At 54.1% G+C, this 25,980-nt stretch carries 25 protein-coding genes, 1 tRNA gene and 1 pseudogene; 3 read left to right on the top strand and 24 right to left on the bottom strand.

Annotated elements, in window-relative coordinates; translation table 11 throughout:
- Positions 1 to 106 precede the first annotated feature (106 nt).
- The 6 genes from eno to FPL14_RS16590 all read right to left on the bottom strand — a co-directional run bounded on the left by eno (position 107) and on the right by FPL14_RS16590 (position 7,467).
- On the bottom strand, positions 107 to 1,399 hold the full coding sequence (eno, locus tag FPL14_RS16615; protein ID WP_182298791.1) for a phosphopyruvate hydratase: 1,293 nt from the start codon (positions 1,397 to 1,399) through the stop codon (positions 107 to 109).
- A gap of 35 nt (positions 1,400 to 1,434) precedes the next feature.
- The gene (gene gpmI, locus FPL14_RS16610) at positions 1,435 to 2,970 is read right to left on the bottom strand and encodes a 2,3-bisphosphoglycerate-independent phosphoglycerate mutase (protein WP_182298789.1); all 1,536 of its coding nucleotides are present in this window, start codon (positions 2,968 to 2,970) and stop codon (positions 1,435 to 1,437) included.
- Position 2,971: 1 nt separating this feature from the next.
- A complete protein-coding gene (tpiA, locus tag FPL14_RS16605; RefSeq protein ID WP_182298787.1) occupies positions 2,972 to 3,727 on the bottom strand; it encodes a triose-phosphate isomerase in 756 nt (251 codons plus the stop codon).
- Positions 3,728 to 3,738: 11 nt separating this feature from the next.
- On the bottom strand, positions 3,739 to 4,920 hold the full coding sequence (locus FPL14_RS16600) for a phosphoglycerate kinase (protein ID WP_182298785.1): 1,182 nt from the start codon (positions 4,918 to 4,920) through the stop codon (positions 3,739 to 3,741).
- Positions 4,921 to 5,312: 392 nt separating this feature from the next.
- Entirely contained in the window at positions 5,313 to 6,323 is a 1,011-nt protein-coding gene (gene gap / locus FPL14_RS16595; protein WP_182298783.1) for a type I glyceraldehyde-3-phosphate dehydrogenase, read from the bottom strand.
- Between the two features lie 121 nt (positions 6,324 to 6,444).
- Positions 6,445 to 7,467, bottom strand: coding sequence for a sugar-binding transcriptional regulator (locus tag FPL14_RS16590; RefSeq protein WP_182298773.1), 1,023 nt, complete (start codon positions 7,465 to 7,467; stop codon positions 6,445 to 6,447).
- Between the two features lie 228 nt (positions 7,468 to 7,695).
- Here FPL14_RS16590 and FPL14_RS16585 point away from each other — a divergent pair.
- The 3 genes from FPL14_RS16585 (at position 7,696) to sda (ending at position 9,207) form a co-directional block, all read left to right on the top strand.
- Positions 7,696 to 7,770: transfer RNA gene (locus FPL14_RS16585), tRNA-Arg, on the top strand.
- Positions 7,771 to 8,136: 366 nt separating this feature from the next.
- Entirely contained in the window at positions 8,137 to 8,721 is a 585-nt protein-coding gene (gene clpP / locus FPL14_RS16580; RefSeq protein WP_182298771.1) for an ATP-dependent Clp endopeptidase proteolytic subunit ClpP, read from the top strand.
- Positions 8,722 to 8,952: 231 nt separating this feature from the next.
- Complete coding sequence (gene sda / locus FPL14_RS16575; protein ID WP_229263544.1) at positions 8,953 to 9,207, top strand: sporulation histidine kinase inhibitor Sda; 255 nt, start codon at positions 8,953 to 8,955, stop codon at positions 9,205 to 9,207.
- 110 nt (positions 9,208 to 9,317) lie between these two features.
- Here the strand turns inward: sda and FPL14_RS16570 are convergent, their stop codons facing one another.
- The 18 genes and pseudogenes from FPL14_RS16570 to FPL14_RS16485 form a co-directional block, all read right to left on the bottom strand.
- A complete protein-coding gene (locus FPL14_RS16570) occupies positions 9,318 to 10,085 on the bottom strand; it encodes an SIMPL domain-containing protein (protein WP_182298769.1) in 768 nt (255 codons plus the stop codon).
- Between the two features lie 114 nt (positions 10,086 to 10,199).
- Positions 10,200 to 10,469 carry an HPr family phosphocarrier protein gene (locus FPL14_RS16565; protein WP_027086334.1) on the bottom strand — a complete coding sequence of 90 codons (270 nt, stop codon included), beginning with the start codon at positions 10,467 to 10,469 and terminating at the stop codon, positions 10,200 to 10,202.
- Between the two features lie 102 nt (positions 10,470 to 10,571).
- A pseudogene (gene whiA / locus FPL14_RS16560) lies at positions 10,572 to 11,506 on the bottom strand (DNA-binding protein WhiA).
- Positions 11,507 to 11,513: 7 nt separating this feature from the next.
- The gene (locus FPL14_RS16555; RefSeq protein ID WP_182298767.1) at positions 11,514 to 12,506 is read right to left on the bottom strand and encodes a gluconeogenesis factor YvcK family protein; all 993 of its coding nucleotides are present in this window, start codon (positions 12,504 to 12,506) and stop codon (positions 11,514 to 11,516) included.
- 9 nt (positions 12,507 to 12,515) lie between these two features.
- Positions 12,516 to 13,406, bottom strand: coding sequence for an RNase adapter RapZ (gene rapZ / locus FPL14_RS16550; protein WP_182298765.1), 891 nt, complete (start codon positions 13,404 to 13,406; stop codon positions 12,516 to 12,518).
- A gap of 92 nt (positions 13,407 to 13,498) precedes the next feature.
- Positions 13,499 to 14,452, bottom strand: a complete 954-nt coding sequence (locus tag FPL14_RS16545) for an ROK family glucokinase (protein WP_182298763.1) — start codon at positions 14,450 to 14,452, stop codon at positions 13,499 to 13,501.
- Positions 14,453 to 14,520: 68 nt separating this feature from the next.
- Positions 14,521 to 15,468 carry a thioredoxin-disulfide reductase gene (gene trxB, locus FPL14_RS16540; protein WP_182298755.1) on the bottom strand — a complete coding sequence of 316 codons (948 nt, stop codon included), beginning with the start codon at positions 15,466 to 15,468 and terminating at the stop codon, positions 14,521 to 14,523.
- A 76-nt stretch (positions 15,469 to 15,544) separates the two neighbouring features.
- Positions 15,545 to 17,275 (bottom strand): tetratricopeptide repeat protein, encoded by a 1,731-nt coding sequence (locus tag FPL14_RS16535; protein ID WP_182298753.1) that lies wholly within the window; start codon positions 17,273 to 17,275, stop codon positions 15,545 to 15,547.
- Positions 17,276 to 17,450: 175 nt separating this feature from the next.
- Positions 17,451 to 18,404 carry a ribose-phosphate diphosphokinase gene (locus FPL14_RS16530; protein ID WP_182298751.1) on the bottom strand — a complete coding sequence of 318 codons (954 nt, stop codon included), beginning with the start codon at positions 18,402 to 18,404 and terminating at the stop codon, positions 17,451 to 17,453.
- 95 nt (positions 18,405 to 18,499) lie between these two features.
- The gene (gene hisJ, locus FPL14_RS16525) at positions 18,500 to 19,303 is read right to left on the bottom strand and encodes a histidinol-phosphatase HisJ (RefSeq protein ID WP_182304020.1); all 804 of its coding nucleotides are present in this window, start codon (positions 19,301 to 19,303) and stop codon (positions 18,500 to 18,502) included.
- A 21-nt stretch (positions 19,304 to 19,324) separates the two neighbouring features.
- Positions 19,325 to 19,999, bottom strand: coding sequence for a bifunctional phosphoribosyl-AMP cyclohydrolase/phosphoribosyl-ATP diphosphatase HisIE (gene hisIE / locus FPL14_RS16520; protein WP_182298749.1), 675 nt, complete (start codon positions 19,997 to 19,999; stop codon positions 19,325 to 19,327).
- Positions 19,996 to 20,754 (bottom strand): imidazole glycerol phosphate synthase subunit HisF, encoded by a 759-nt coding sequence (hisF, locus tag FPL14_RS16515; RefSeq protein ID WP_182298747.1) that lies wholly within the window; start codon positions 20,752 to 20,754, stop codon positions 19,996 to 19,998. The genes hisIE and hisF overlap by 4 nt, the downstream gene beginning before the upstream one ends.
- A gap of 33 nt (positions 20,755 to 20,787) precedes the next feature.
- On the bottom strand, positions 20,788 to 21,552 hold the full coding sequence (hisA, locus tag FPL14_RS16510) for a phosphoribosylformimino-5-aminoimidazole carboxamide ribotide isomerase (RefSeq protein ID WP_182298745.1): 765 nt from the start codon (positions 21,550 to 21,552) through the stop codon (positions 20,788 to 20,790).
- Between the two features lie 5 nt (positions 21,553 to 21,557).
- The gene (hisH, locus tag FPL14_RS16505; RefSeq protein ID WP_182298743.1) at positions 21,558 to 22,181 is read right to left on the bottom strand and encodes an imidazole glycerol phosphate synthase subunit HisH; all 624 of its coding nucleotides are present in this window, start codon (positions 22,179 to 22,181) and stop codon (positions 21,558 to 21,560) included.
- Complete coding sequence (hisB, locus tag FPL14_RS16500) at positions 22,182 to 22,790, bottom strand: imidazoleglycerol-phosphate dehydratase HisB (protein ID WP_182298740.1); 609 nt, start codon at positions 22,788 to 22,790, stop codon at positions 22,182 to 22,184.
- Positions 22,787 to 24,076 (bottom strand): histidinol dehydrogenase, encoded by a 1,290-nt coding sequence (gene hisD, locus FPL14_RS16495; RefSeq protein WP_182298738.1) that lies wholly within the window; start codon positions 24,074 to 24,076, stop codon positions 22,787 to 22,789. Before hisD ends, hisB begins: the two co-directional genes overlap by 4 nt.
- Before the next feature lie 33 nt (positions 24,077 to 24,109).
- Positions 24,110 to 24,748 (bottom strand): ATP phosphoribosyltransferase, encoded by a 639-nt coding sequence (gene hisG, locus FPL14_RS16490; RefSeq protein WP_182298736.1) that lies wholly within the window; start codon positions 24,746 to 24,748, stop codon positions 24,110 to 24,112.
- Positions 24,745 to 25,965, bottom strand: a complete 1,221-nt coding sequence (locus FPL14_RS16485) for an ATP phosphoribosyltransferase regulatory subunit (protein WP_182298734.1) — start codon at positions 25,963 to 25,965, stop codon at positions 24,745 to 24,747. The genes hisG and FPL14_RS16485 overlap by 4 nt, the downstream gene beginning before the upstream one ends.
- Positions 25,966 to 25,980 lie beyond the last annotated feature (15 nt).

The raw sequence follows: 25,980 nt of genomic DNA, 5'->3' as shown, positions 1-25,980 counted from the left end.
TCCCGCAAACGCGAGGTCCGTCCTTCTTTTTGTCGTGATGACTGACTAAGCTGTGTAGTTGTGTGGATGATACTGGTGTGACGTTCGAAACCGGTGAGACTATGGATTACTTAAGGTTGCTAAGGTTGTAGAACGCCGCTTTGCCGCCGTACTTCGCGGTAGAGCCCAAGCGATCTTCGATGCGAAGCAATTGGTTGTATTTCGCAACGCGGTCCGTACGGGACGGAGCGCCTGTTTTGATTTGACCGGCGTTTGTCGCAACGGCGATGTCCGCGATCGTGCTGTCTTCGGACTCACCGGAACGGTGGGAGATAACAGCCGTGTAACCGGCGCGTTTCGCCATTTCGATAGCATCGAAGGTTTCGGTAAGCGAACCGATTTGGTTAACTTTAACGAGGATGGAGTTACCCACGCCTTGTTTGATTCCGTCGGACAGACGCTCGGTGTTCGTTACGAACAGATCGTCTCCAACGAGTTGTACTTTACCGCCCAATTTCTCGGTAAGCAACTTCCAACCTGCCCAATCGTCTTCGGAGCAACCGTCTTCGATGGAGATGATCGGATATTTTTCGACCCAGCTAGCAAGCAGGTCAACGAATTCAGCAGGAGTAAAGGATTTACCTTCGCCTGAAAGGTGATACTTGCCGTCTTTGAAGAACTCGGTGGATGCAACGTCCATACCCAAGAATACGTCGACGCCGGCTTTGTAGCCCGCTTTTTCGATCGCTTCCATGATCGTGGAAAGAGCTTCTTCGTTCGAACCCAGGTTAGGAGCGAAGCCGCCTTCGTCGCCTACAGCCGTGTTCAGGCCTTTCGCTTTCAATACGCCTTTCAGCGCGTGGAAAATTTCGGTTCCCATGCGAAGAGCTTCGGAGAAAGTAGCTGCGCCAACCGGCAGTACCATGAATTCTTGAACGTCGATGTTGTTGTCGGCATGCTCGCCGCCGTTAACGATGTTCATCATCGGAACCGGAAGCGTCTTAGCGTTGAATCCGCCAAGGTAAGTGTATAAAGGCACGTCAAGAGCTTCGGCAGCCGCGCGAGCAACTGCCATCGATACCGCGAGGATCGCGTTAGCGCCCAGTTTAGCTTTGTTAGGCGTTCCGTCGAGCTCAATCATCTTGTGGTCGATTTCGACTTGGTCAAGCGCATCGTAACCGATGATTTCCGGAGCGATGATCGTGTTGACGTTCTCGACTGCTTTCAGTACGCCTTTACCCAGGTAACGGCTTTTGTCGCCATCGCGAAGCTCAACCGCTTCGTAAGCGCCGGTAGAAGCACCGGATGGTACGATTGCGCTGCCGAGCACGCCGGATTCCAAACGAACTTCGACTTCAACGGTAGGGTTACCGCGGGAGTCCAACACTTCACGTGCATAAACATCAGTAATGATCGTCATGAAGAACACTCCTTTTAATTAAATTAAAATTTGAGCTAGTTAATCAACGTCTTGCCTGTCATTTGCTCCGGCTGCGGAAGTTGCAGCAGCGTCAAGAGCGTTGGAGCTACATCCGCTAGAATACCGCCTTCGCGCAGCGTATGTCCAGCTTGGGTCACGATGCAAGGAACAGGATTCGTCGTATGCGCCGTGAACGGACGCTCGTTATCGTCAATGACCATGTCCGCGTTGCCGTGATCGGCAATAATGACGCAAACTCCGCCTTTGGCCGTAACCGCGTCGACCACTTTGCCCAGACACTCGTCCGTCGCTTCCACCGCTTTGATCGTCGGCTCGAGCATACCCGAGTGACCTACCATATCCGCATTAGCGAAGTTAAGAATGATAGCGTCATGGTTGTCCGCTTCGATTTCCTTGACCAACGTTTCCGTAACCTCGTAAATGCTCATCTCCGGCTGCAGGTCGTAAGTGGCGACCTTAGGCGAATTGATGAGAATACGGGTCTCGCCCTCAAGCACATGATCCCGTCCTCCGCTGAAGAAGAACGTAACGTGCGGATATTTCTCGGTTTCCGCGATTCTGAGCTGTTTTTTCCCGTGTTGCACGAGAACTTCGCCCAAGGTGTTGTCTAACTCCTTAGGCTTATACGCAACAAACCCGCCAACGGTTTCCGCAAAAAGCGTCATGCACACGAAATACAGGTTTTTCGGAAAACCCGCTCCGCGGTCGAAACCGCGAAAATCTTCGTTCGTAAACACGTTGGATAGCTGGATCGCACGGTCGGGACGGAAGTTGAAGAAGATTACCGCATCTTCGGACTCCACGAGACCAACCGGCTTTCCGTTCGATCCCACGATTACTGTCGGCATGACGAACTCGTCATATACCGATTTCTCGTAAGATTCCTTAACCGCCGCAATCGGATCAACGGCCGTAGGGCCGTCTCCGTAAACCATGGCACGGTAAGATTTCTCCGTCCGCTCCCACCGTTTATCCCGATCCATCGCATAGTAGCGGCCTTGGATCGTAGCGATCCGTCCGACGCCGATCTCTTCGATCTTGCCTTGCAGTTGGGTTAAATATCCGACCGCGCTATCCGGCGATACATCCCGGCCATCCAGGAACGCATGGACGTATACTTCCTCCAAGCCTTCCTTCTTAGCCAGCTCCAACAGCGCGAACAAGTGAGCGATGTGGCTATGTACGCCTCCATCGGACAGCAAGCCGTACAAGTGCAGCTTCTTATTGTTATCCTTCGCGTGCTTAACCGCGCCGACTAACGTGGAGTTGTCATAGAAGTCCTGATCGCGAATCGATTTGGAAATCCGAGTCAAATCCTGATAGACGATACGACCGGCACCGATGTTCAAGTGACCGACCTCGGAATTTCCCATCTGGCCTTCCGGAAGTCCGACCGCTTCCCCGCTTGCCGTTAAGGTCGTATGGGGAAAAGTGCTCCAGTATTTATCGAAGTTTGGTTTCTTCGCTTGCGCGACGGCATTGCCGTGAGAGCTTTCGCGAAGACCGAAACCGTCGAGAATAATAAGCGCTACCGGTTTAGGAGCTGCCATCTTACTTCGCCCCTTCTACTAACGCCACATAGGAAGCCGGCTCAAGGCTTGCGCCGCCTACCAAAGCGCCATCGATGTCGGATTGGCCCATGTACTCGGCAACCGTGTTCGGCTTAACGCTTCCGCCGTATTGAATGCGCACCTTAGCGGCGACTTCGGCGCCGAATTGAGCCGCAACTACGCCACGGATATAGCTTGTGACTTCATTCGCGTCTTCGGAAGTCGAAGATTTGCCCGTTCCGATCGCCCAGATCGGCTCGTATGCGATAACCGTTGCAGCCGCTTGCTCCGCAGTCAAGCCCGCCAAGCCGCCTTCGGTTTGAACGCGAACGACTTCTTTAGTCTGGCCGGCTTCGCGCTCTTCGAGCTTCTCGCCGACGCAGACGATCGGAGTCAAGCCATGACGGAATGCCGCATGGGCTTTTTTGTTCACGATCTCGTCCGTTTCCGCAAAATATTGACGGCGCTCCGAGTGACCGATGATGACGTAGTGAACGCCCAGGTCCTTCAGCATGACTCCGCTAATTTCTCCAGTGTAAGCGCCATTGTCTTCAAAGTGCAGGTTTTGCGCGCCGACTTTGATCGTCGTGCCTTTAACCGCTTCAACCAACGCGGGCAGCGCCGTGAAAGGAGCGCAGATTACGCTCTCTACGCCGGCAACTTCCGCTTTGCCTTTCACTTCGGCAACGAATGCGGTTGCCTCGCCAGCCGTCTTGAACATTTTCCAGTTACCCGCGATAATCGGTGTTCTGCTCATATGTGTCACCTCTATTTGTCGTTTAGAGCTACTACGCCCGGAAGAACTTTACCTTCCATGAACTCCAGCGATGCGCCGCCACCCGTGGAAATGTGGTTCATTTGATCTGCCAACTTGAACTTCTCGGCCGCAGCCGCGGAATCTCCGCCGCCGATTACGGTGTAAGCATCCGTAGTAGCGCAAGCTTGCGCTACCGCGCGAGTACCGTGGGAGAAAGGCTCGATTTCGAATACGCCCATAGGTCCGTTCCAGACGACCAACTTGGAGTTCTTGATCACTTCCGCATAGATTTCGCGCGTTTTCGGCCCGATGTCGATTCCTTCCCAATCCGCAGGAATGCTGTCCGTATCCACGATTTGCGTGTTAGCGGAAGCGCTGAAGCCGTCGGCTACTACGATATCGACAGGCAGATAGAAGTTTTTGCCGAGCTGTTTCGCTTTCTCGATGAATCCGAGGGATTGCTCCAGCTTGGAATTGTCGAGCAGGGATTGACCGATTTCTTTGCCTTGCGCTTTAAGGAACGTATAGGAAAGTCCGCCGCCGATGATGATATTGTCCGCGATCTCGATCATTTTATTGATGACATCGATTTTGTCTTTAACTTTGGAACCGCCCACGATCGCCGTGAAAGGACGCTCCGGATTGTTCAAAGCTTTGCCGAGTACGTCCAGCTCTTTCTCCATCAACAGACCGGATACGGCCGGAATATGATGAGCGATGCCTTCTGTCGAAGCATGCGCACGGTGAGCGGCGCCGAACGCGTCGTTCACGTACAGGTCCGCCAATGCGGCGAAAGCTTTGGCCAATTCGGAATCATTTTTTTCTTCGCCCGGGTGGAAGCGAACGTTCTCGAGCAAGAGCACTTCGCCTTCTTTCAGCGCGTCTACTTTCGCTTGTACGCTTGCGCCGACGACTTCTTCCGCTTTGTTCACTTGTTTGCCCAGAAGATCGGACAGACGCGCCGCAACCGGCGTCAAACGCAAGCTCTCCACGACTTCGCCGTTCGGACGGCCCAAGTGGCTGGCGAGGATAACTTTCGCGCCTTTTTCGATCAAATACTTCACGGTTGGCAAAGTCTCGCGAATACGAGTGTCGTCCGTGATCGCGCCGTTCTCTAGAGGCACATTGAAATCAACGCGGACAAATACTTTTTTCCCTGCAACATCGACGTCTCTTACGCTTTTTTTGTTCAAGGGTCAAACCTCCTAAGGTGGCTATGGCAATCCATCTCTTGGCGCAAAGTTAGGCTCCGGTGAAGGAGCCCGCCTTTGTGTCCGTATAACGCATTCTCATTCTAACTCCTCGAGAAGCGCAGTCATGCGCGGGGGGAGTTACGCTCTACCGATGACCCGAAGCGCCGAAAGCGCGAGCGGTGTCACCCAGTTTGCTCCAATAGTAAAGCGTAGTCCCGGTTTGCAAGGCAAATCCGGGACGGAGCGATCTATGCACAATGTATCTCCCCCACCGTCTCCTGAAGCTCCCACGATAACCGCCGGGTGTCCAGAGGGCAGAGCCCTTTGGGGTCCCCCTTCCTGGAGGAAGGGGGATTTAGGGGGATAGTCGAAAATTTCTTCGGAGAAGAAACTTATAGTCCTTTAGACGCGATGAAAGCAGCCAAGTCGACGACGCGGTTGGAGTAGCCCCACTCGTTGTCGTACCAGGAGATAACTTTAACCATGTTGCCTTCGATAACCATCGTGGACAACGCATCGATAGTGGAAGAAGCAGGATCGCCGTTGTAGTCGCTGGAAACAAGCGGCTCTTCGGAGTAGTTCAAGATGCCTTTCAGAGGGCCGTTAGCAGCAGCTTTCAGAGCCGCGTTAACTTCTTCAACCGTAACGTTAACTTTCAATTCGGCAACGAGATCCGTTACGGAAACGTTAGGAGTAGGCACGCGCATCGACATACCGTTCAATTTGCCTTTCAGTTCAGGCAATACGAGGGATACCGCTTTTGCAGCGCCCGTCGTGGAAGGGATGATGTTTTCTGCGGCAGCGCGAGCGCGACGCAGGTCTTTATGCGGAAGATCCAGAACGCTTTGGTCATTCGTGTACGAGTGGATCGTGTTCATCATGCCTTTAACGATTCCGAATTGATCGTTCAATACTTTAGCGAATGGAGCCAAGCAGTTCGTCGTACAAGACGCGTTGGAGATTACAGTGTGAGCGGATGGATCGTATTTGTCTTGGTTAACGCCCATAACGATCGTGATATCTTCGTTCGTAGCAGGAGCGGAGATGATAACTTTCTTCGCGCCGCCTTTCAAGTGAAGCTCGGCTTTTTCTTTCGCAGTGAAGATACCCGTGGATTCAACTACGATTTCAGCGCCTACGGAAGCCCAAGGCAAGTTGCCAGGATCGCGCTCGGCGAATACTTTAACCGTTTTGCCGTTTACGATAAGCGCGCCTTCGCCCACTTCAACCGTTCCGTCCAATTTACCGTGAGTCGTGTCATATTTCAGAAGGTGGGCAAGCGTGTTAACGTCAGTCAGATCGTTGATTGCAACGATCTCTACGTTCGGGTTGTTCAGGGATGCGCGGAATACGTTACGTCCGATACGTCCAAATCCGTTAATACCAACTTTTACTACTGCCATGATTGGTTTCCTCCTTGGAATGAGAAAGATTTTGTTTGATCTATATGTCAGGCGCCTTAAACGCCGAGACCACTATTGTACTAGGATTTCCTGAAAATGCAGCTTGTAACGGAAAAGGAGATTAAATGTGTCTGAGAGCTTCCGTCGCGGCTGCTTCGTCCGTCACGAGAACGTCGTCGTGGCCGAATCTCATAACCGAAGCGATCGCCTCGCCTTTGCTGCTTCCGCCGGCGATGCCGATGACCATTTCCGCGGCTTCGGTATCTTCCAGCCGCAAGCCCGCCGTCGCCATCCGATGGACGACTTTGCCGTAGCGGTCGAAATAATAACCGAACGCTTCCGCAAGAGCGCCATCCTTGACCAGTTCATGTTCCGTCTCTTCCTTGAGCTTCCGGCGCCTTGCCATTGTGACGGCATCTCCGATCCCATGAACGACGATACGCGCGCTGCGTATCATATCGACCACTTCCCGGACATTCGGCTCCTGCATGATCGTCTGGTAAGCTTCCTCGCTCAAATGGTCTGGAACATGAAGCATTCGATATCTGGCTCCCGTTCGCTTGGCCAATTCCGAAGCGATCGTATTCGCCTGATAGTCCACGCTTTCGCCTAATCCGCCTCGCGCGGGCACGAACCAATTGTCTCGCATCTGAGTAGGCGTCGTGAATTGCGACGCCATCCGAGCCATCGTGGATCCTCCCATTACGGCCACCACGTCGCCGGACGAGAGAATGTCCCGCAGTACTCGGCTTCCCGCTCTTCCGAGCTCCATCTTGGTATGGTCGGAAGTATCGGAGTCACCGGGAACGATGACTACCCGCTTCAACCCGAATGCTTGACGAACCGTCTCTTCCAGATCCGACAGGCCGAATAGTTCCTTAACGATCGGCTCCATCTCTTCCACTAATTGCTCTCCGCTCGCGCTGAGAGTCATTCCGGACGCTGCCGTATTGAGCAACCCTTGCGCCCTTAGCACCTCGAGCTCCGAACGAAGCACGCGTTCCGTCATATCGACGCTGGTGGCAAGCGTTCGCCGCCCGATCGTACCCGCCATGTGAATCCGGTGCAAAATATCGTACCGCTTCTCCATTACCTGCAACAGATCAGGAAGCAACTTCTTCTGAATGTTCAAGATTTGTCGCATTCTGTTCGCTAATCCTCCTGAGACCGAATGGTCATCGCCGGCAATGATGAGAAGGTTTGGTTGGACGCATTTCGTCCCGCCACATCATTTTAAGTCCCACCCTTATTTTATCGAAATATTGGGATCGATGCAATACTTACCGTCCACGAAAATAACAAATTTAAACCAGCGCATTCTCTTGCTTTTTAAGAGCGCATCGCCTATAATAACTCTTGCTGCAATTAATGAGCGCCCGTGGTCCAACGGATATGACGCAGCCCTCCGAAGGCTGAGATTGAGGTTCGATTCCTCACGGGCGCGCCAAAACCTAACATCTCAACCGACCGTACGATACGGTCGGTTTTTTGCAGCTTAAATCCACTTTTTTCGCCGCTCCACCACCAACTAGACCGCTACCAGCGGCTTAAATCCACTTTTTCTCTGACAACCCACCATTTAGACCGCTACCAGCGGCTTAAAGCCGCTTTTTCTCTGACAACCCACCAATTAGACCGCTACCAGCGGCTTAAACCCGCTCCCCCTCCGCGCTCCCCCTCCTCTGTAAAGCTGAATTCAGATAATGACTCCCCTTGCAATAAACTTAACCGACAATCCGCTTTGACTAACTTTGACTTTTACCCCCAAATTCGCTATGATAAAAAAACCAAAACATGAGGAGGGACGTCAAACATGAGTTTTGTACCTATGGTTGTCGAGCAAACTAACCGAGGAGAAAGAGCTTACGACATTTATTCCCGCTTACTCAAGGATCGAATCGTTTTTCTAGGTACTCAGGTCAATGACGTGGTTGCCAACTCCATCATCGCCCAGCTGCTGTTCCTGGCGGCCGAAGATCCGGAAAAAGACATCCACCTATACATCAACAGCCCCGGCGGCTCCATCACTTCCGGGATGGCGATTTACGATACGATGCAGTTCATTAAACCCGACGTCTCCACCATCTGCGTCGGCATGGCCGCATCTATGGGAGCGTTCTTGCTCGCGGCAGGCGCCAAAGGCAAACGTTTCGCCCTTCCGAACAGCGAAGTGATGATCCATCAACCGCTCGGCGGAGCCGAAGGCCAAGCGAGCGATATCGAAATCCGCGCTCGCCGTATCCTGAAGCTGCGGGATAAGCTGAACGGCATTCTTTCGGAACGCACGGGCCAACCGTTGGAGAGAATCGAGAAAGATACCGACCGCGATAATTTCATGGATGCCGAAGTTGCCCGGGAATACGGATTGATCGATAAAGTCATCGACAAAGTCGTTTAACCCAAAGCTCCACCAACAAATAACGCGTACAGCCGTGAATTCAACGGCAGTACGCGTTTTGCACTTTTAGATCGACCTTTTACCACACATTTCAACGAGTGTCAACAAAAATTCAAAACTTTGAATGCCCTCTCTGCTAGTCAGACAATCCGTGATATGCTGTTTAATGAGGTAATACCATTTACCTCCAGTTCTAGTTATCTCTTAGGAAATCAGAAGAGAGGGATTTTTATGCCAGAACGGGCCTATCCGTACCTTGTACCCAAGTCGCCCGAAGTGAGAGATTTCGTCCGTAAAGAAAATTCAGTAGATATGGCGGCTGCTCGCCGGTTAAGCGACAAGGCGTCACTGCTTCGCCCATTGAAGGACGAACACCTGCTGGAAGTATATAGGGAAGCCAAAAAAATGAACTTGTCTAGCGAATTCATAGAGTTGCTGGAAGAAGCGCTCTCCATCCGCCAACTAAGTCATTATAAAGAAGCATAAGCCGTAGACATCTACCCTAATTGTTATGGCCGCCTCCGTTTTGGTTGGCGGTTTTTTATTTTCCGACAATAACGAAGAAGAGGCAAGGGAGCCCCCTTGCCTCTTCTTCGTTATTGCATCTCGTACTGAACGGTTACGCTCGTGCTGATCTCGATTTGGCCCGACTGTACCGACGAAGGAGCCGCGCCTGCCGCCATATCGTTCATGACCATCTTCGCTTCGGCACGCGCGTAGAAAACCGGGTTGTTCGCTACGTCTCCTTGCACGATGTTCACGACGCCTTTCAACTGACGCTTAGCCGATGTAGCGAGCACGCCTGCTTTGGCAGAGGCGTTGTCCATCGCTTTTTTCAACGCTTCCAGCTCGTATTGCTCTCTCTTCTCCGTCGAGAATTGAACGCCGTCCAGACGGTTAGCTCCAGCCGCGGTCAAAGCATCGAACAGCTTGCCGATTTCCGGCAGCTTCCGGTAAGTCACTTGAATGGAATGAACCGCGATATAGCCTTTGAGCACCCGGCCGTCCTTCTCCGTATAATTGTACTCCGGCTGTACGTCGAACCCGGTTGTCTTCACGTCTTTCTTGTCTATCCCGAATTTCTCGTACAGCGTTTTCTCCACTCCCGCGAATTTGGTCGCGTTGGCTTGTTGCGCTTCCGCCGCTTTGGACCCGCGAGTCTCTACCGCCAAGCTCAAATACGCGACATCCGGTTCCACCTTGACCGAACCGCTAGCCCCTACCGTCACCGTGTACGCCGGCGTCGTTGCCGCCGGTAACGATTCTGCGGACACCACATCGCCCTCCCCTTTAGCGAATCCAAACCATCCTACCGTGGCGGCAACCAGCGCCACCGTTAACATTTGCATTGTACGTTTCTTCATTTTCCAATCCCCTTTCGATCGTTTGACCTTAAGACGCAATGCATGACCCAAATGTTTCAATGTTTGCTTAAAAATGCAAAAAGCCCCCCGCAGGGAGCTTATTGCTAGTGTGACTTATTGGTTTTCCAGCTCTTCTTTGCTTACAAGCTGCACTAAAGCGGTTACAGCTTGCTCTGCGTCGGAACCTTCCGCGCTGATCGCGACTTCCGTACCCGAGCTGATCGCCAGGCTCATAATGCCCATGATGCTTTTAGCGTTAACTTTTTTGTCATCCTTCTCCACAAAGACATCAGAGGAGAATTTATTGGCTTCTTGCACGAATAGTGCCGCCGGTCTGGCGTGAAGACCCGTTTTAAGCCGAACTACCACCGGCTGTCTCGTCATGGACCGGATACCCCCTATCTTTGTTCGTCCCGCTACCCGGGACCCCCGTGCTACAGTTTCTTACCTATTATAACATTGATATGAACAAATGCGCTATACGGTTTATGCGCCGCCATTCCGGATTTTTTCGGCCCACTCATCCAACTTCCGAAGCCGGTGGTTTACCCCCGATTTGCTAACCTGCCCTTTTAGCAGATCCCCGACTTCCTTCAGATTAATATCCGGATGTTGAAGCCTGATTTCCGCCACCTCGCGAAGCTTATCCGGCAAGTTATGCAAGCCGACCTCTTTCTCGAGCAGCTTGATGTTATCGATCTGCCTGACCGCCGCCCCGATCGTTTTGTTCAGGTTGGCCGTCTCGCAATTGACGATCCGGTTCACGGAATTGCGCATGTCCCGCATAATGCGAACGTCCTCGAACTTGAACAGCGCTTGATGAGCGCCGATAAGGCTTAGAAACTCGATGATTTTCTCGCCTTCTTTAATATACAGGATGAACCCTTTCTTGCGTTCGATAAACCGCGCGTTAAGTTGAAATTTATTGGCGAGGTCCACGAGCGCTTGGCAATGCTCCTCGTACATCGATGCGATTTCCAGATGGTAAGAGGAACCCTCGGGATTATTGACCGAACCTCCTGCAAGGAAGGCCCCCCGCAAATAGGCTTTCTTGCAACACGATTTACGAACCAACTCCTTGTCGATGCTCGGATGGAATAAGAACCCTTCCGATACGATCGACAGGTCGTTCAGAATCGTCTCCGCCCCGGCGGGCACCCGCACGACATAGACGTTATTTTTCTTGAGCCGCATTTTCTTGCGTACGAGCAGCTCGGTCACGACCTTGAAATGCGCTTAAGAAGGGTGTAGATTCGGCGAGAAATCGCGGCATTCTCGGTGGAGATGTCCAGAACAACCCGTCTGTTGGACAACGAGATCGTCCCGTTCATCCGAATCAATGCCGACAACTCCGCCTTCTCGCAGCAGTTTTCCGTCTCGAGCAGCGTTAATTCCTTTTTCGTTAGCGCCGCAAACGACATGCCTTACTCACCCCTTTCGCAACATCCAATCTTCAACCAGTTGGTAGATGTGATCGCTTAGTTTCGCCGCGTCATGACGTAAATAAGTCCTGAACAGCACTAGCGTGTCCGCGATGACTTTGTATCCTCGCTTGGTCACTTCCTCCAAGTCCAGATGAACCGCGGTCGAGCCTTTTTCCGCATATAAGCTTTGTACCTGAGGGGGAATTTCCCCGTCGTTAACGATAACATAATCGAATAGATGATGGCCAATGTGGGCGTGTATAGCGGTCAAATGATCGCTCACCGAATAATTGTCGGTTTCTCCAGGCTGGGTCATAACGTTGCATACGAACAACTTCACGGCATCCGATTGGATAATCGCTTCCGCGAGCTTAGGTACGATCAAATTCGGAAGAATGCTCGTATACAAGCTTCCCGGACCGATCAGAATCGCATCCGCCTCCCGGAGCGCCTGAACGGCTTCCGGCAAAGCCTCGACATCGGCAGGTTCCAGGAAAACTTTGCGAATGACCAAACCGGACTTCGGTATCGTAGATTCCCCTACGACAATCGAACCGTCCTCCATCTCGGCCTTTAACACGATCGATTGATTAGCCGCCGGCAGAACGCGTCCGCGTACCGCGAAAATCCGGCTTAGTTCGGTAATTCCCGTTACGAAATCGCCAGTAATATCGGTCATCGCCGCAAGGATAAGATTACCTAAACTATGCCCGGCTAATCCTGTTCCGTTAGGAAAACGATACTTGAGCACCTCTGCCAGCAGAGGCTCCGTGTCCGCCAAAGCGGTCAATACGTTACGAATGTCTCCCGGAGGCGGGATTTGCAGCTCTTCGCGCAGTATGCCGGAGCTGCCGCCGTCATCGGCGACCGTGACGATCGCCGTGATGTCAAGCGGCTTCTGCTTGAGGCCGCGCAGCATGACGGACAACCCCGTACCGCCGCCAATGACGACGATCCGCGGTTTACGGGCGAGACTTGGCTGTTGTTTTATCGCCATTGCCTCCCCTCAGCTCTGCCGATCGCGATCCGAATCGCGATGACTCACTCTTACCAATTCCGTCTCGCTGGATCCCAGCATACGTCCCAAATATTCCGCCAACGCCACCGAACGGTGTTTGCCTCCCGTACACCCGATTCCGATAACGACCTGGCTCTTCCCTTCCTTGTGATAGAGCGGAATTAAATATTGGAGCATATCCAGTAACTTGCCCAGAAAAGTCTGCGTTTCCGGCCACTTCATGACATAATCGTACACGTCCGGTTCCATACCGGTCTTAGGACGCAAACTTTCCACGTAATGGGGATTCGGCAGAAAACGAACATCGAAAATCAAATCCGCGTCTATAGGTACCCCATACTTGAATCCGAACGAAGTCACGTTGATATTAATGTTGTTCCGGTCCATGTTCGTGAAGCGGCCGATGATCTTCTCTTTCAACGCCGCAGGTTTGATGCTGCTCGTATCGATTACTTGATTCGCCCAGCCCTTGAGATCCTCGAGAAGCTTCCGCTCCAAGTGGATGCCGTCGAGCGGCAATCCGTCCGGAGCTAGCGGGTGCCTGCGCCGGCTTTCCTTATAGCGTTGAACGAGTACCGAATCCGTCGCATCGAGAAACAGAATTTCATAATGGATCGTATAATGCTCGCGGATATAATTAAGCGACTCGGATAAGGCGGTAAAAAACTCGCGTCCCCGAAGGTCGATAACCAAGGCTACTTTGGCAATGCGTCCTTGCGATTGTTCGATCAGTTCCGCGAATTTCGGTATAAGAACGGGCGGCAAGTTATCGACGCAAAAGAAGCCCAAGTCCTCCAAGCTCTGTACCGCGATGGTTTTACCCGCACCCGACATCCCCGTTATGATGACTAGCGTTGGTTGTGACGTTAACGTATCCATGTTATCCCCTCCCCAATAGAAATGAATGCAGGAATGAATGAAAGAACGCTCGACCCGCCATAGCGTGCGGAACCGAGCGTCGTCTACTTCAATTATGCTCGAAGGAACAATCCCGCCGCCCCGACGACCCCGGCATTGTTGCCTAACTCGGCAGCCACGATCTCTACTCCTTCGCGGGCATTGTCCGGCGTCAATTTGTCGAACACCTCGCGAATTTGCGTAAACAAGTATTCCCCTGCCTTGCTTACGCCACCGCCAATGATAAATCGTTGCGGGTTCACGACAACGGCCACCGCCGCCATCGATTTCCCCAGATAGAACGCCGCACGGCTAACGATCCGTTGAGCGACTTCATCTCCGCCTTTGGCGGCGTCGATAACGTCCTTAGCCGTCAGTTCGCCCTCGATGAACGACAACGAAGTCCGGTCACCGCGATCTACGGCGTCTTTACCCATGCGAATAATGCCGGTTGCCGACGATACCGTCTCCAAGCAGCCCATCTTGCCGCAGCCGCATTGGATCGCTTCGAGGTCGGCCACGATGGACATATGGCCTAACTCTCCTGCCATACCCGTAGACCCCTCAATAAGCCGATTATGCAAAATAATGCCGCCGCCGACTCCCGTTCCTAGCGTGTAGCACACGCAGTGGGGGACGTTTTTGCCCGCGCCGCCCCATGCTTCTCCAAGCGCAGCAACGTTAGCGTCATTATTGATTTTGACCGGCTTTCCGATCTTCTCTTCCATGATCTGCTTAACTGGCACGTCCTTGAAAGGAAGATTCGGCGAGAAGTTGATGATCCCCTCGGGAATATTCAAAAATCCGGCGATACCGATTCCCACGCCCGCTACGGCATCCCATTCCGGAGTTCCCGGAGGTACGAGTTCTTTGACATAGGCCGCAATGTTGGTCAATACGGCGTCCGCTCCATCGGCAGCTTGTGTCGGTCCTTCATAAGTACGAAGCAAATCTCCCTCTTCATTGCACAAGCCGACCTTAATAGCGGTTCCACCCAAATCAACGCCTACGAACAACGATTCTGACATTTTTGTCGACACCTCATAAGAATAATGTTATTTCCATACAAGCCTATACGGACTTCGCCATTCCTTGATTACAAGGATTGACTCCAATCGTGCACCGCCGAATTTTCGAGGAATTTCTCGCAATCGAGAGCGGCCATACATCCGCTGCCCGCGGCGGTAATCGCTTGACGATATTTATGATCTTGAACGTCTCCGCATGCGAACACGCCCGGAATATTCGTTTCGGTCGTTCCCGGTTTCACCTTGATGTATCCGAACTCATCCGTCTCGATCTGGTTATCCAAAAATTTCGTGTTCGGCGTATGGCCGATAGCTACGAACAAGCCCTGCGTATCGATGATTTCTTCCTGGCCGGTGGCATTGTTGAGAACCTTCAGTCCCGTAACGCCGTTATCTCCGGCGACGACCTCGATCGGAGTTTTGTTCAAGCCCCACAGGATTTTGTTGTTCTCGCGCGCGCGATCCTGCATGATCTTGGAAGCTCTCATTTCGTCCCGGCGATGGACCAACGTGACTTCGGATGCGAAACGGGTCAAGAAGTTCGCTTCCTCCATCGCGGAATCCCCGCCTCCGACGACGATGATCTTTTTCCCGCGGAAGAAAAACCCGTCACATGTCGCGCAGGTGCTGACGCCTCGTCCAACGTTGTCTTTTTCCCCCGGAATGCCCAAGTACTTAGCGGAAGCTCCCGTAGAAATGATCAAGGTTTCGGCTTGCAAAGTTTCCCCGCCCTCCAGGGAGAGCGTAAAAGGACGTTTGGACATATCCACCTTATTAATCCAGCCCGTGCGGAATTCCGCTCCGAAGCGTTCGGCTTGCTTGCGCATATTCGCCATCAATTCAGGTCCCATGATGCCTTCGGGAAAACCCGGGAAGTTCTCCACTTCCGTAGTCGTCGTCAGTTGGCCGCCCGGTTCCGGTCCTTCGATGACGAGCGGGGACAAATTCGCCCGTGCCAAGTAGATAGCCGCCGTCAATCCTGCAGGTCCGGTTCCGATTACGATCGTTTTGCGCATGATTTCTTCCTCCTATTGTGCGATGAACAAGTTTTTCGTTTGCCAAGCGTTTCATCGTCATAATGCGACGGTCGCTTTAGTGAAAAGAAGGCGTCGTTAAATCTAGCTTCTCCCGAATGCCGCACGCTTCGTCAATGCGGTTGGCATAGCGGCTGATGCTCGCTTGGGAAACCCCGTAACGATTAACCAAATCCGCATATGTAACCGTTCGGCGATGCATCTTGGCCGTCCAATATTCCAAGGCCGCGGCCCATCCGGTCGATTTGTGCAACTTAGGCACCTCCGGATAGACGCGGGATAAATAATCGACCCACAACGTCATCATATCGTGCTGCTGAACGACGTCGTATCTCCCGGCCATGCCTTCGAGCGCATGCTCCAGCACGGCTTGCCAAGCGCTGTCCCATACCGGCAGCTTAGCCGACTTCCGCCGGGCTTCCAGCGTAATCGTCCGCCCGCTGAACGTAACGGTCAGCGAATCCTGCACGCCGATGGAACGCAGTACGAGCACGGCTACCCGCTTCAATTCGTCGTCTTCATCCGCGTCGATCAGGAACGCCTTCAACGCTTCGATGACTTCCTCGTCCGCCACTAACCCGAGCGCCTGAATGACCTGCACCTTCGTACGGCGATCGCCGTGACGCAGAGCCCAGAAGAAGGACGAACGAATGAGCGGATCGCGTTTCAGCGCTTCCGTCACTTGTCCCGGACTATTCTCCCAATGCCGAAATTGTTCCTCGAAGGGCAGATGGTAATGATAATGCGTCGGCGCGCTTTCCTCTCCCGCGCGAACTTGTTCTAATCTCCGCAGATAGAACGAAGGAACCGGAGATTCCGCATCCAGCTTCTCTGCCTGCTTCCAATGCTTCTCCGCATCGTCATAGCGCTGCAGGTTCACTGCCGCGATCGCCGCGAAATGGTGCAGGCTCGGTTCTCCCGAAAGCTCTCCCGTCCTTAATAGACGCCGGAAATGCGCGTATGCTTCGCGGTGCTCTCCGACGATTCCAAGCGTCGTAGCCATCTTGAACACGTGCTCGGGATGAAACGGCACCGTCTTGTTCAGCTTCTCGATCAAAGCCTGCAACGGCCCTTCTTGGTTCGAATGCTGATAGAAGATGGCGAGATTGCAGAGCGCGTGCAAATTCCCGGGTTCCGCCTCGAGCACTTCCGTAATGGTGACGACCGATTTCTCGAACAGCCCCATATAGTAGTATGCCAGCCCCAGGTTATTCCTTGCGGCAAGAAAGTCCGGCTCGCGCCCGATAATTTCTTCCAGCATTTTAACGGCTTCCGCGAAATGCCCTGCTTCGAGCAGCTCGCGGGCTTTGTCGTGCGCGTATATATTTTCCTTCGCCTTAATGGTCACTAGCTTGGTAGGCCGGTTCAGCTCGTAATTCAACAGATCGAGCAGTTCATCCGACTCGTCCAGGAATTGCCCCTCCAGATCGTTCTCCAGATATCGGACAAGAGCTTCTTCCGCCGCTTCGAACAGTTCCATATTGGCATAATTATTGGCTAAGTAATAATAGCATTCCGTCATGGCGGGATCGATCTGATCCAATACCGAGCGAAGAATGACGTTCGACTCCTCGTAACGTCCCATCTCCGACAGAATGCCCGCCATGTTGCAATGGTTCACCGGATTTTCCGGTTCGTACTCCACCGCGCGGCGAAAATATTTAAGTGCCTTGTCGTAATGGTAACGATCCAGCGACTGCACGGCGCGTTCGAAGAAGAATGTGGCGTCCAGACGCATCGGGATCACTTTGGGACGTCGGTTTTTGGCCGCACGCTTCCGCTGACTCATCGGCAAGGCACCTCCTAGTTGTTCTGGAACTTCATCACCCACGATTATAACACAGCCTGAGCAATCCATGAAACAAAACTGCCAACGGCAGGCCCCGTCACCGATAGGGACTAACAAAATAGAACCATCAACGAACGCTCTCAGTCGTTCGCTAATGGTTCTATCAATCCTCCGATTAAATCCCGGCGTTCTTAAAGAGAGTGCTGATCGAGCCGCCCTCCATGATAATACGCGTGGCTTCCGCTAACATCGGAGCGACGGTAATGACCTTGAAGCGCGAGGAACGATCTTCCGGCAGCAAGATGGAGTCGGTTACGACGACTTCCTTGATATTCGGATGGTCGAGACGTTGCAGGGCGGGGCCCGAGAACAGCGGATGCGTCGCGCATACGAACACATCTTCCGCGCCGCGTTCCTTCAAGCCTTCCACGACGTTCACGATCGTCGTTCCGGTATCGATCATATCTTCGATAATGATCGGCGTACAGCCTTCGACATCCCCGATGACATGGGTAATGACGGATTCGTTATGCGCGGGACGTTTCTTGATCATGATAGCGAACGCGCAATCCAATTGGTTCGCCAGCTTCTCGGCCGTCGAAGCTCGTCCGGCATCCGGCGAGACGACGACAGGATTGCGGATGTCCTTAGCCTTCAGATAATCGCTGATTAGATCCAGCGCGGTGAGATGATCCACCGGAATATTGAAGAAACCTTGAATTGCAGGAGCATGCAGATCAATCGTGACGATCCGGTGAGCGCCTACCGTCGTTAAGACGTCGGCAACCATCTTCGCGGAGATCGGCTCGCGCGGAGCGGCTTTGCGTTCTTGCCGGGCATAACCGTAGTACGGCAATACGACGTTGATGGTACGAGCGGATGCCCTCTTGGCGGCATCGATCATGACCAACAACTCAACGAAATAGTCGTTGATCGGATGTGATAACGACTGGACGAGGAAGACGTCGCAGTTACGAATCGTTTCCTCATAGTGAACGTACACTTCGCCGCTCTTGAACCGGGAAAGTTTGATTTTCCCAAGCGGCAATCCGAGATTCTCGGCTATTTTCCCTGCCAATAACGGATTGGATGATCCCGAAAAGATACGAAGCTTGCTGCTGCTGTACATGTGCCCCTCCAAATTTAGCTATTCAACACTCCATGTGTCGAAAACCGTCAGTCAACCAATAGTCATCCTACATTATACATGAGTACGGATAGATTTCAAAAAGGTTTCAACACCCGTTTGCGCCGCTCAAACGTGGCTATGTGCGTATATCCGACGTTTTTCAGCATCGTTTGCGCATCTGCCCCTTTTTGTCCGACTTTCTCGGGGTGATGGGCGTCTGAACCGTAGGTTACTGGGATGTCTAGAGCCCTTGCCCGTTCAAGCATGCCAACGGAGGGATACATTTCCTTGCACGGGGCGTAGAAGCCCGCGGCGTTAAGCTCGAATGCGAGGTCATGCCGCTTCACCGCCTGAAGAGCGGCCTCCTCGAGCGGCGTCGCATCCTCCTCCGGACGAAACCCGAACCGCTTGATCGCGTCGATATGGCCGATATAGTCGTAGAACCCGGTAGCGGCCGCCTTCTGGATCGCGTCGAAGTATTGCTCGTAAGCGCCGATAACGCTCCTGCCTTCCCATTGGTGCACTTGCCGGAAATCCGTTACGTCCCAAGTCCCGAGAAAATGAACCGAACCGATTACGTAATCCCAAGGGTAGCCGTTCACGATCGCTTCGATCTGCTCCTCGAAGCCCTCGATGTAATCTCCTTCAAGGCCCACCCGGACGGCGATTCGGTCCTTGTACTTCTCCTGCAGGCTAAAGCACTCCTCCACGTAACGCGGAAGTTCCTCCATCGACATCGCGATATCGGGATGTTCTTCTTGGCTCACATGAAGCAAAGGCATGTGATCGGACAAGCCGATCTGCTCCATGCCTTTGTCTATGGCGCTTAATACGTATTCTTCCAAAGTTCCGACCGCGTGCCCGCAACGATAATTATGCGTATGGTAGTCGATGCGCATGGATGCACTCATCACCGTCACCTAATCTTTCTTGACCGGCTTCCGGTGCCGGAATTCAAGTTCTTGCAGCACTCCGTCGAACGGAATGCCCTGCTCGCGCAACAGAACCATAAGGTGGAAAATCAAGTCGGCCGCTTCGCAACGAAGCTCGTTCTGATCGCGGTTTTTCGCGGCGATGATGACTTCCGCGGTTTCTTCGCCGACCTTCTTGAGAATCTTGTCTACGCCCTTCTCGAACAAGTAAGTCGTGTACGCGCCTTCCGGCCGTTCCGCGTCTCTCTGGGCGATCGTGGCTTCCAACCGGCTTAACGGCCCGAACCGATCGTCGTTCTGAGGTTGCGCGGAGCTCGACGCGGCTACGGTTCCCTCGCGATAGAAACAGCTATAAGCCCCCGTATGGCAAGCCGGACCGTTCTGGCGCACCTTCACGAGCAGCGTATCTCCGTCGCAATCGTAATGCAGGGAGACGATCTCCTGCGTATGTCCGCTAGTCGCGCCTTTGTTCCACAATTCGTTCCGAGAACGGCTCCAGAACCAGGTTTGGCCGCTTTCCAGCGACTTTTGCAGCGACTCCTCGTTCATATAAGCCAGCATCAGCACTTCTTTGCTTAGCGCGTCCTGAACAACGGCCGGAACTAAACCCTCCGGGCTCCATTTGATCTGGTCTCGCAACTGAGCCGATTGTTGTTGCGTCATCGTACGTTCACTCCTTTACCGCGTAGCGTATCTTTAACCTCTTGCACCGACACTTCTTTGTAGTGGAAAATGCTTGCGGCTAACGCCGCGTCCGCGCGTCCTTCGGCGAATACGTCCGCGAAGTGCTGGGCGTTGCCCGCTCCGCCGGACGCGATGACCGGGATGCTTACGCTCCCCGATACCGCGCTCGTCAACGCTACGTCGAATCCGTCCTTCGTTCCGTCCGCGTCCATGCTCGTCAGCAACAGCTCTCCGGCTCCCCGGCGTTCCGCTTCCTGCGCCCAAGCGAGAGCCCGAATGCCCGTCGCGTTGCGCCCGCCGTGAGTGAACACTTCCCATTCTCCCCACTCCGCGTTGAACTTCGCGTCGATCGCCACGACGATGCATTGCGCGCCGAATGTCCGCGAGCCGTCCGTGATCAAGTCCGGATCGCGGATCGCGGCCGTATTGATCCCGATCTTGTCCGCCCCTGCGCGCAGCAGGCGTTTCATATCTTCGACCGCGGAGATGCCTCCGCCAACCGTAAAGGGAATCGTAATCTCCCCGGCGGTGCGGCGAACGACATCGACCATCGTCGCCCTGCCTTCCACCGATGCGGAGATATCCAGGAACACAAGCTCGTCCGCGCCCTCGCGGTCATAGATCGCCGCCAGTTCCACCGGGTCTCCGGCATCGCGCAAATTCACAAAATTAACGCCTTTAACGACTCGACCGTCTTTCACGTCGAGGCAAGGAATAATCCGTTTGGCCAGCATGTGGCGTTCCTCCTTTTATCGCGTTCTCCGCTATCACGGCCGCGACGGATCGCAATAGGCCACGACTTCGCTATAGGACAAAGTCCCGCCGAAAATATCGAGGGCGCTGCCGATCGTAATGTCCAGCTTGCCGCTCGTCAACTCCCGGAATCGCGCCAAATCCGCGATCGATCGCGCACCGCCTGCGTAAGTGGTCGGAATTGTTGCCCATTCGGATAACTTAGCTGCCAGCTTCTCTTGGACGCCCTCCCGCTTCCCCTCAACGTCGACAGCGTGGATCAGAAACTCGTCGCAGTAGCTTTCGAGCTCTCTGACATTTGCTTCGTTTACCTCCAAATCGCTAAACGTCTTCCACTGGTTTGTCACGACATACCATTTTCCATCTCGTTCCTTGCAGCTGAGATCAAGTACAAGTCGTTCCCGACCGACCTCCGAAACGATTCGCCGCAGGTTATCCATCTGCAGGCGACCGTCCCGGAAAACGTAAGAAGTAACGATGACGTGCGAAGCCCCTTCGCGTAAGTAGGCTGCCGCGTTCTCCGCCGTGATGCCGCCGCCGATCTGCAAACCGCCTGGATATGCCCTCAGCGCCGAAAGCGCAGCCTCCCGATTGCCGTCTCCGAGCATGATGATATGCCCGCCAGTTAACCCGTCTTGTTTATACAGCGAAGCATAGTAGTCCGCCCCCCGTTCGGAGACGAAGTTCTCCACGACCTTCGAGGCGTCCGATTGAAGCGTCTCCCCGACGATCTGCTTCACCTTACCTTGGTGAATATCAATACAAGGTCTGAACTTCAAATCTCTCAGTCCTTCATAATAGTTTTCCCGAGTGTCATATCCGTGAACTTGCGCAGCAACGCCATGCCCAGGTCGCCGCTTTTCTCCGGATGGAACTGCATTCCGAATAGGGAGCCGCGTCCAACGATTGCCGTTACCGGTTGGTAATAGTCCGTTACGGCGAGCAAATCCGATTCCCGCTCCGGCACGACGTGATAAGAATGGACGAAATAGACGTGCCCCGGAGCCACTCCGTCGAACAGCGGGCTTGGTTGCTTAAACGCAAGTTCGTTCCAGCCCATATGCGGCACTTTGAATTCGCCTTGGAAACGGACAACCCGGCCCGGAAGCAAATCCAACCCTTGATGCACGCCATGCTCTTCGCTCTCCGTGAACAACAGCTGCATGCCCAAGCAAATGCCGAGGAGCGGTTTCCCTGAAGCCGCGAAAGCCTTGACCAAGTCTGCCAATCCGGTTTCCCGAAGATTGGCCATCGCATCGCCGAAGGCGCCGACGCCCGGCAATATCGCGCCGTCCGCGGCGAGAATTTGCTCCGGATCGGAGGTCACGATCATTTCGCAACCTAGTCTCTCTACGGCTTTGCTGACGCTGTGCAAATTTCCCATGCCGTAGTCGATAATGGCGATCACTTACAACACCCCTTTGGTGGAAGGCACGCCCTTCACCCGCGGATCGATCAACGTCGCTTCGTCAAGCGCGCGTCCAAGCGCCTTAAATACCGCTTCGATCATATGGTGCGTATTGCGACCGTAGTGAACGATGACATGCAGCGTAATACGAGCTTCCAACGCAAGCTTCCACAAGAACTCGTGAACGAGTTCAGTCGTAAAGCTACCCACGGTCGCAGCCGGGAATTCCCCGCGCAACTCGAAATGCGGGCGGTTGCTCACGTCGACGACGACCTGTGCGAGCGCCTCGTCCATCGGCACGAACACGCTGGCGTACCGCTTGATGCCCTTCTTGTCGCCGAGCGCTTCGCGCAGCGCTTGCCCGAGGCAGATGCCGATGTCTTCTACCGTGTGGTGGTCGTCGATGTCCACGTCCCCGCGCGCTTCGACCTTCAGATCGAATTGGCCGTGCTTCGCGAACAGGTCCAGCATGTGGTTCAGGAACGGCACGTCCGTCTCGAGGGACACCTCGCCGCTGCCGTCCACTCCCAAGGACAATTGAATGTCCGTCTCGTTCGTCTTGCGGGATACGGCCGATGCGCGGCCTGCTTTTACTTGATCTTCACTCATTTGGTTTCCCTGCCTTCTAATCGAATTTCCACCGCGCGGGCGTGACCTTCCAGCCCTTCATGGCGGGCTAACGTTGCAATTCCTGCCGCATCTCTTAGTAATGCTTCTTTACTGTATCGGATCAAGCTGGATTTCTTCAGAAAATCATCTACATTAAGCGGCGAGGAAAAACGAGCAGTCCCATTCGTCGGCAAAATGTGGTTAGGACCCGCGAAATAATCGCCCACCGGCTCGGAACTGTAAGGTCCCAAGAAAATGGCACCCGCGGTCTCGATCCGGCCGAGCAGATCAAGCGGATCCGCGGTCATCACTTCCAGATGCTCCGGCGCCAGCTTGTTCACGACATCCAGCCCTTCATCCAGGCTGTCCACGACCAAGATCGCGCCGTATTGCTCCAGCGAACGCCGGGCAATCTCGACCCGCGGCAGCGTAGCCACCTGCCGATCGAGCTCCGCCGCGACCGCGTCGGCCAAAGCCTGCGACGGCGTCACGAGCACCGCCGACGCCATCTCGTCGTGCTCCGCTTGCGACAGCATATCCGCGGCGATATACCGCGGATCGGCGCCGTCGTCCGCCAGCACGACAATCTCGCTCGGGCCCGCGATGCTGTCGATGTCGACAGCACCGTATACGGCGCGCTTCGCCAGCGCCACGTAGATGTTGCCGGGCCCGCAAATCTTATCGACGGCGGGAATGCTCGCCGTCCCATAAGCGAGTGCGGCTACCGCCTGCGCCCCGCCGACCCGGTACATCTCCGTCACGCCCGCCTCCGCGGCCGCCACTAAGATGTACGGATCTATGCCTTCCCGTCCTCCGGTAGCCGGGGGCGTGACCAACACGATCTCCGGCACGCCCGCCACCTTGGCCGGAAGCACGTTCATGAGCACCGACGACGGATACGCCGCCTTGCCTCCAGGTACATAAAGCCCAACCCGCTTCAGAGGCCGAAGCACCATTCCGAGCATCGTGCCGTCCGGCGCCACGTCGATCCAGGTTCCGCGTTTCTGCTTCTCGTGGAAAGCCGTAATATTCGCCGCCGCCTGACGAAGCGCGGCCAGAAACTCGGGTTCTACCTTCGCGTACGCCCCTTGGATTTCCTCGTCCGTCACGCGCAGTTGCTCCGGCGTCAAAGTCACTTTATCGAAAGCCGCCGTGTAGCGCAGAAGCGCGTCATCGCCTTCCTTCTTCACGGCATCGACGATTTCCTTAACCGCGGCGTTCTGCTCCGGAGAACCGTATTCGCTTTCCCGCTCCAGTTGAAACTCAGCCGCTTTTCCTTTAAACATCTATACCCCTCCTCGCCTAACCGCAGCTTTCTCTTATACCCTTGCCGAGATAACCGTCCCTAGCCGATCGCATAACTCTTGAATCGCAACGTTCTTCAGCCTGTAGCTTACCCGGTTCGCGATCAAGCGGCTCGTGACTTGAAACAACGTTTCCATCTCGACCAGCCCGTTCTCTTTCAGAGTCTGACCGGTTTCCACCATATCGACGATGCGATCCGCTAGTCCGATCAACGGCGCAAGCTCGATCGATCCGTTCAGCTTGATGACTTCCACCTGTTGGCCTTGTTCGCGGAAGTATTGCGAAGCCACGTTGGCATATTTCGAAGCTACCCGGGGATTAATAACCGGCTTCCAGTCCGGCAGCCCTATGACCGACATGCGGCATTTGGCGATTCCTAGATCGAGCAGCTCGTATACGTCTTTATTTTCCTCCATGAGGACGTCTTTGCCCACGATCCCGATATCGGCTACTCCATATTCCACGTAAGTCGGCACATCGACCGGTTTCGCCATGATGAACTCCATGTTCGCTTCCGGTACCGGAATAATCAGCTTGCGGGAATCGTCGAAATCCTCGGGAATATGAAGTCCGGCTTCCCGAAACAACTTGCTAGCCTGCTTATAGATACGCCCCTTAGGCATCGCGACCTTCAATACGCTGTTGTCCGTCATGCCAAACCCTCCGCTTCCTTGCCGATCCGTACCGTATATCTGTACTCCGTCCCCCGGTAGGCGATCGTTCCTGCTCCGTTCCATTGCTTCACGGCTAATTGTTCTCCGTCTTCCGGCGAATAGACGACCGTAACGACTGTCTGCCCTTGCGCGCGCCGGCGTTCCGCGTCTTGTAAAGCCCGTTTCCGTTCCGAAGCGTCATACAGAATCAAGCAACGTTCCTGCTCCTCCTCCGATTCCTCCACGACCTCCAGAATACGGGTTGTCTTCAGGGCGAAACCCGTCGCATGCGTCGGGCGGCCAAATTGCGCTAGCAGGTTGTCGTACCTTCCTCCGCTGCACACAGGGAAGCCCAATTGCGAAGCATAACCTTCGAAAGTCATGCCCGTATAGTAAGAGAAGTCCCCGATCATCGTGAGATCGATCAGTACATGCTCCTGTATTCCGTATGCTTCCAATACGTCCCATACTTCGCATAGATGCTTGATCGCCGCTTGCGCGTCAGCGTTCGAGCTAAGTTCAAGCGCCTGCGCGCATACTTCCTGCCCGCCGCGAAGCCGTAAAATATCTTCCAACTCCCGCTTCCATGCGGAGTCGAGCGACAGTTTGCGAATAACGTCCCGGTAACCGACATGGTCCCGTTGCAACAGGCAAGCCTTCAACGCTTCCTGCTCGCTCTCTAGGCCGGGCAGCGTCTCTTGGAACAAACCGTTCAAGAACCCGACATGCCCCATCGCGATTTTGAACGAAGGCACGCCCGCGGCCTTCAAAGAAGCGATGGCAAGAGCGATTACTTCCGCATCCGCTTCGGGAGAGGAATCGCCGACCAGTTCTACTCCGGTTTGATAAAACTCGGCATCCCGTCCGCCTTCCTCTTCGAATGCCCGGAATACGTTGCCGTGATAGCTAAGCCGAATCGGAAAAGGCTTATCCTTAAGCAACGAACCGACGACCCGCGCGATCGGAGCCGTCATGTCGGACCGCAGGACTATCGTCGTGCCGCGTTGGTTCAGCAGCTTAAACAGCTTCTGGTCGGAAGTGGCGCTTGCCACCCCTACCGTATCGTAATATTCGATCGTCGGCGTGATGATCTGCTCGTATCCCCATAGGCTCATGCAGTCCAGCACGCTCCGCTCGATGCGGCGCAGCTTCGCGACTGCGTGAGGCAAATAGTCCTTGACCCCCGTCGGTTTCTCGAATACTTTTGGTTTCGTCATTATCGTTCACCCTCG

Origin of the sequence: Cohnella cholangitidis (genome assembly GCF_014107495.1) — a bacterium.
GTDB lineage: Bacteria > Bacillota > Bacilli > Paenibacillales > Paenibacillaceae > Cohnella > Cohnella cholangitidis.
This window is presented reverse-complemented; position numbering and strand designations above follow the sequence as displayed.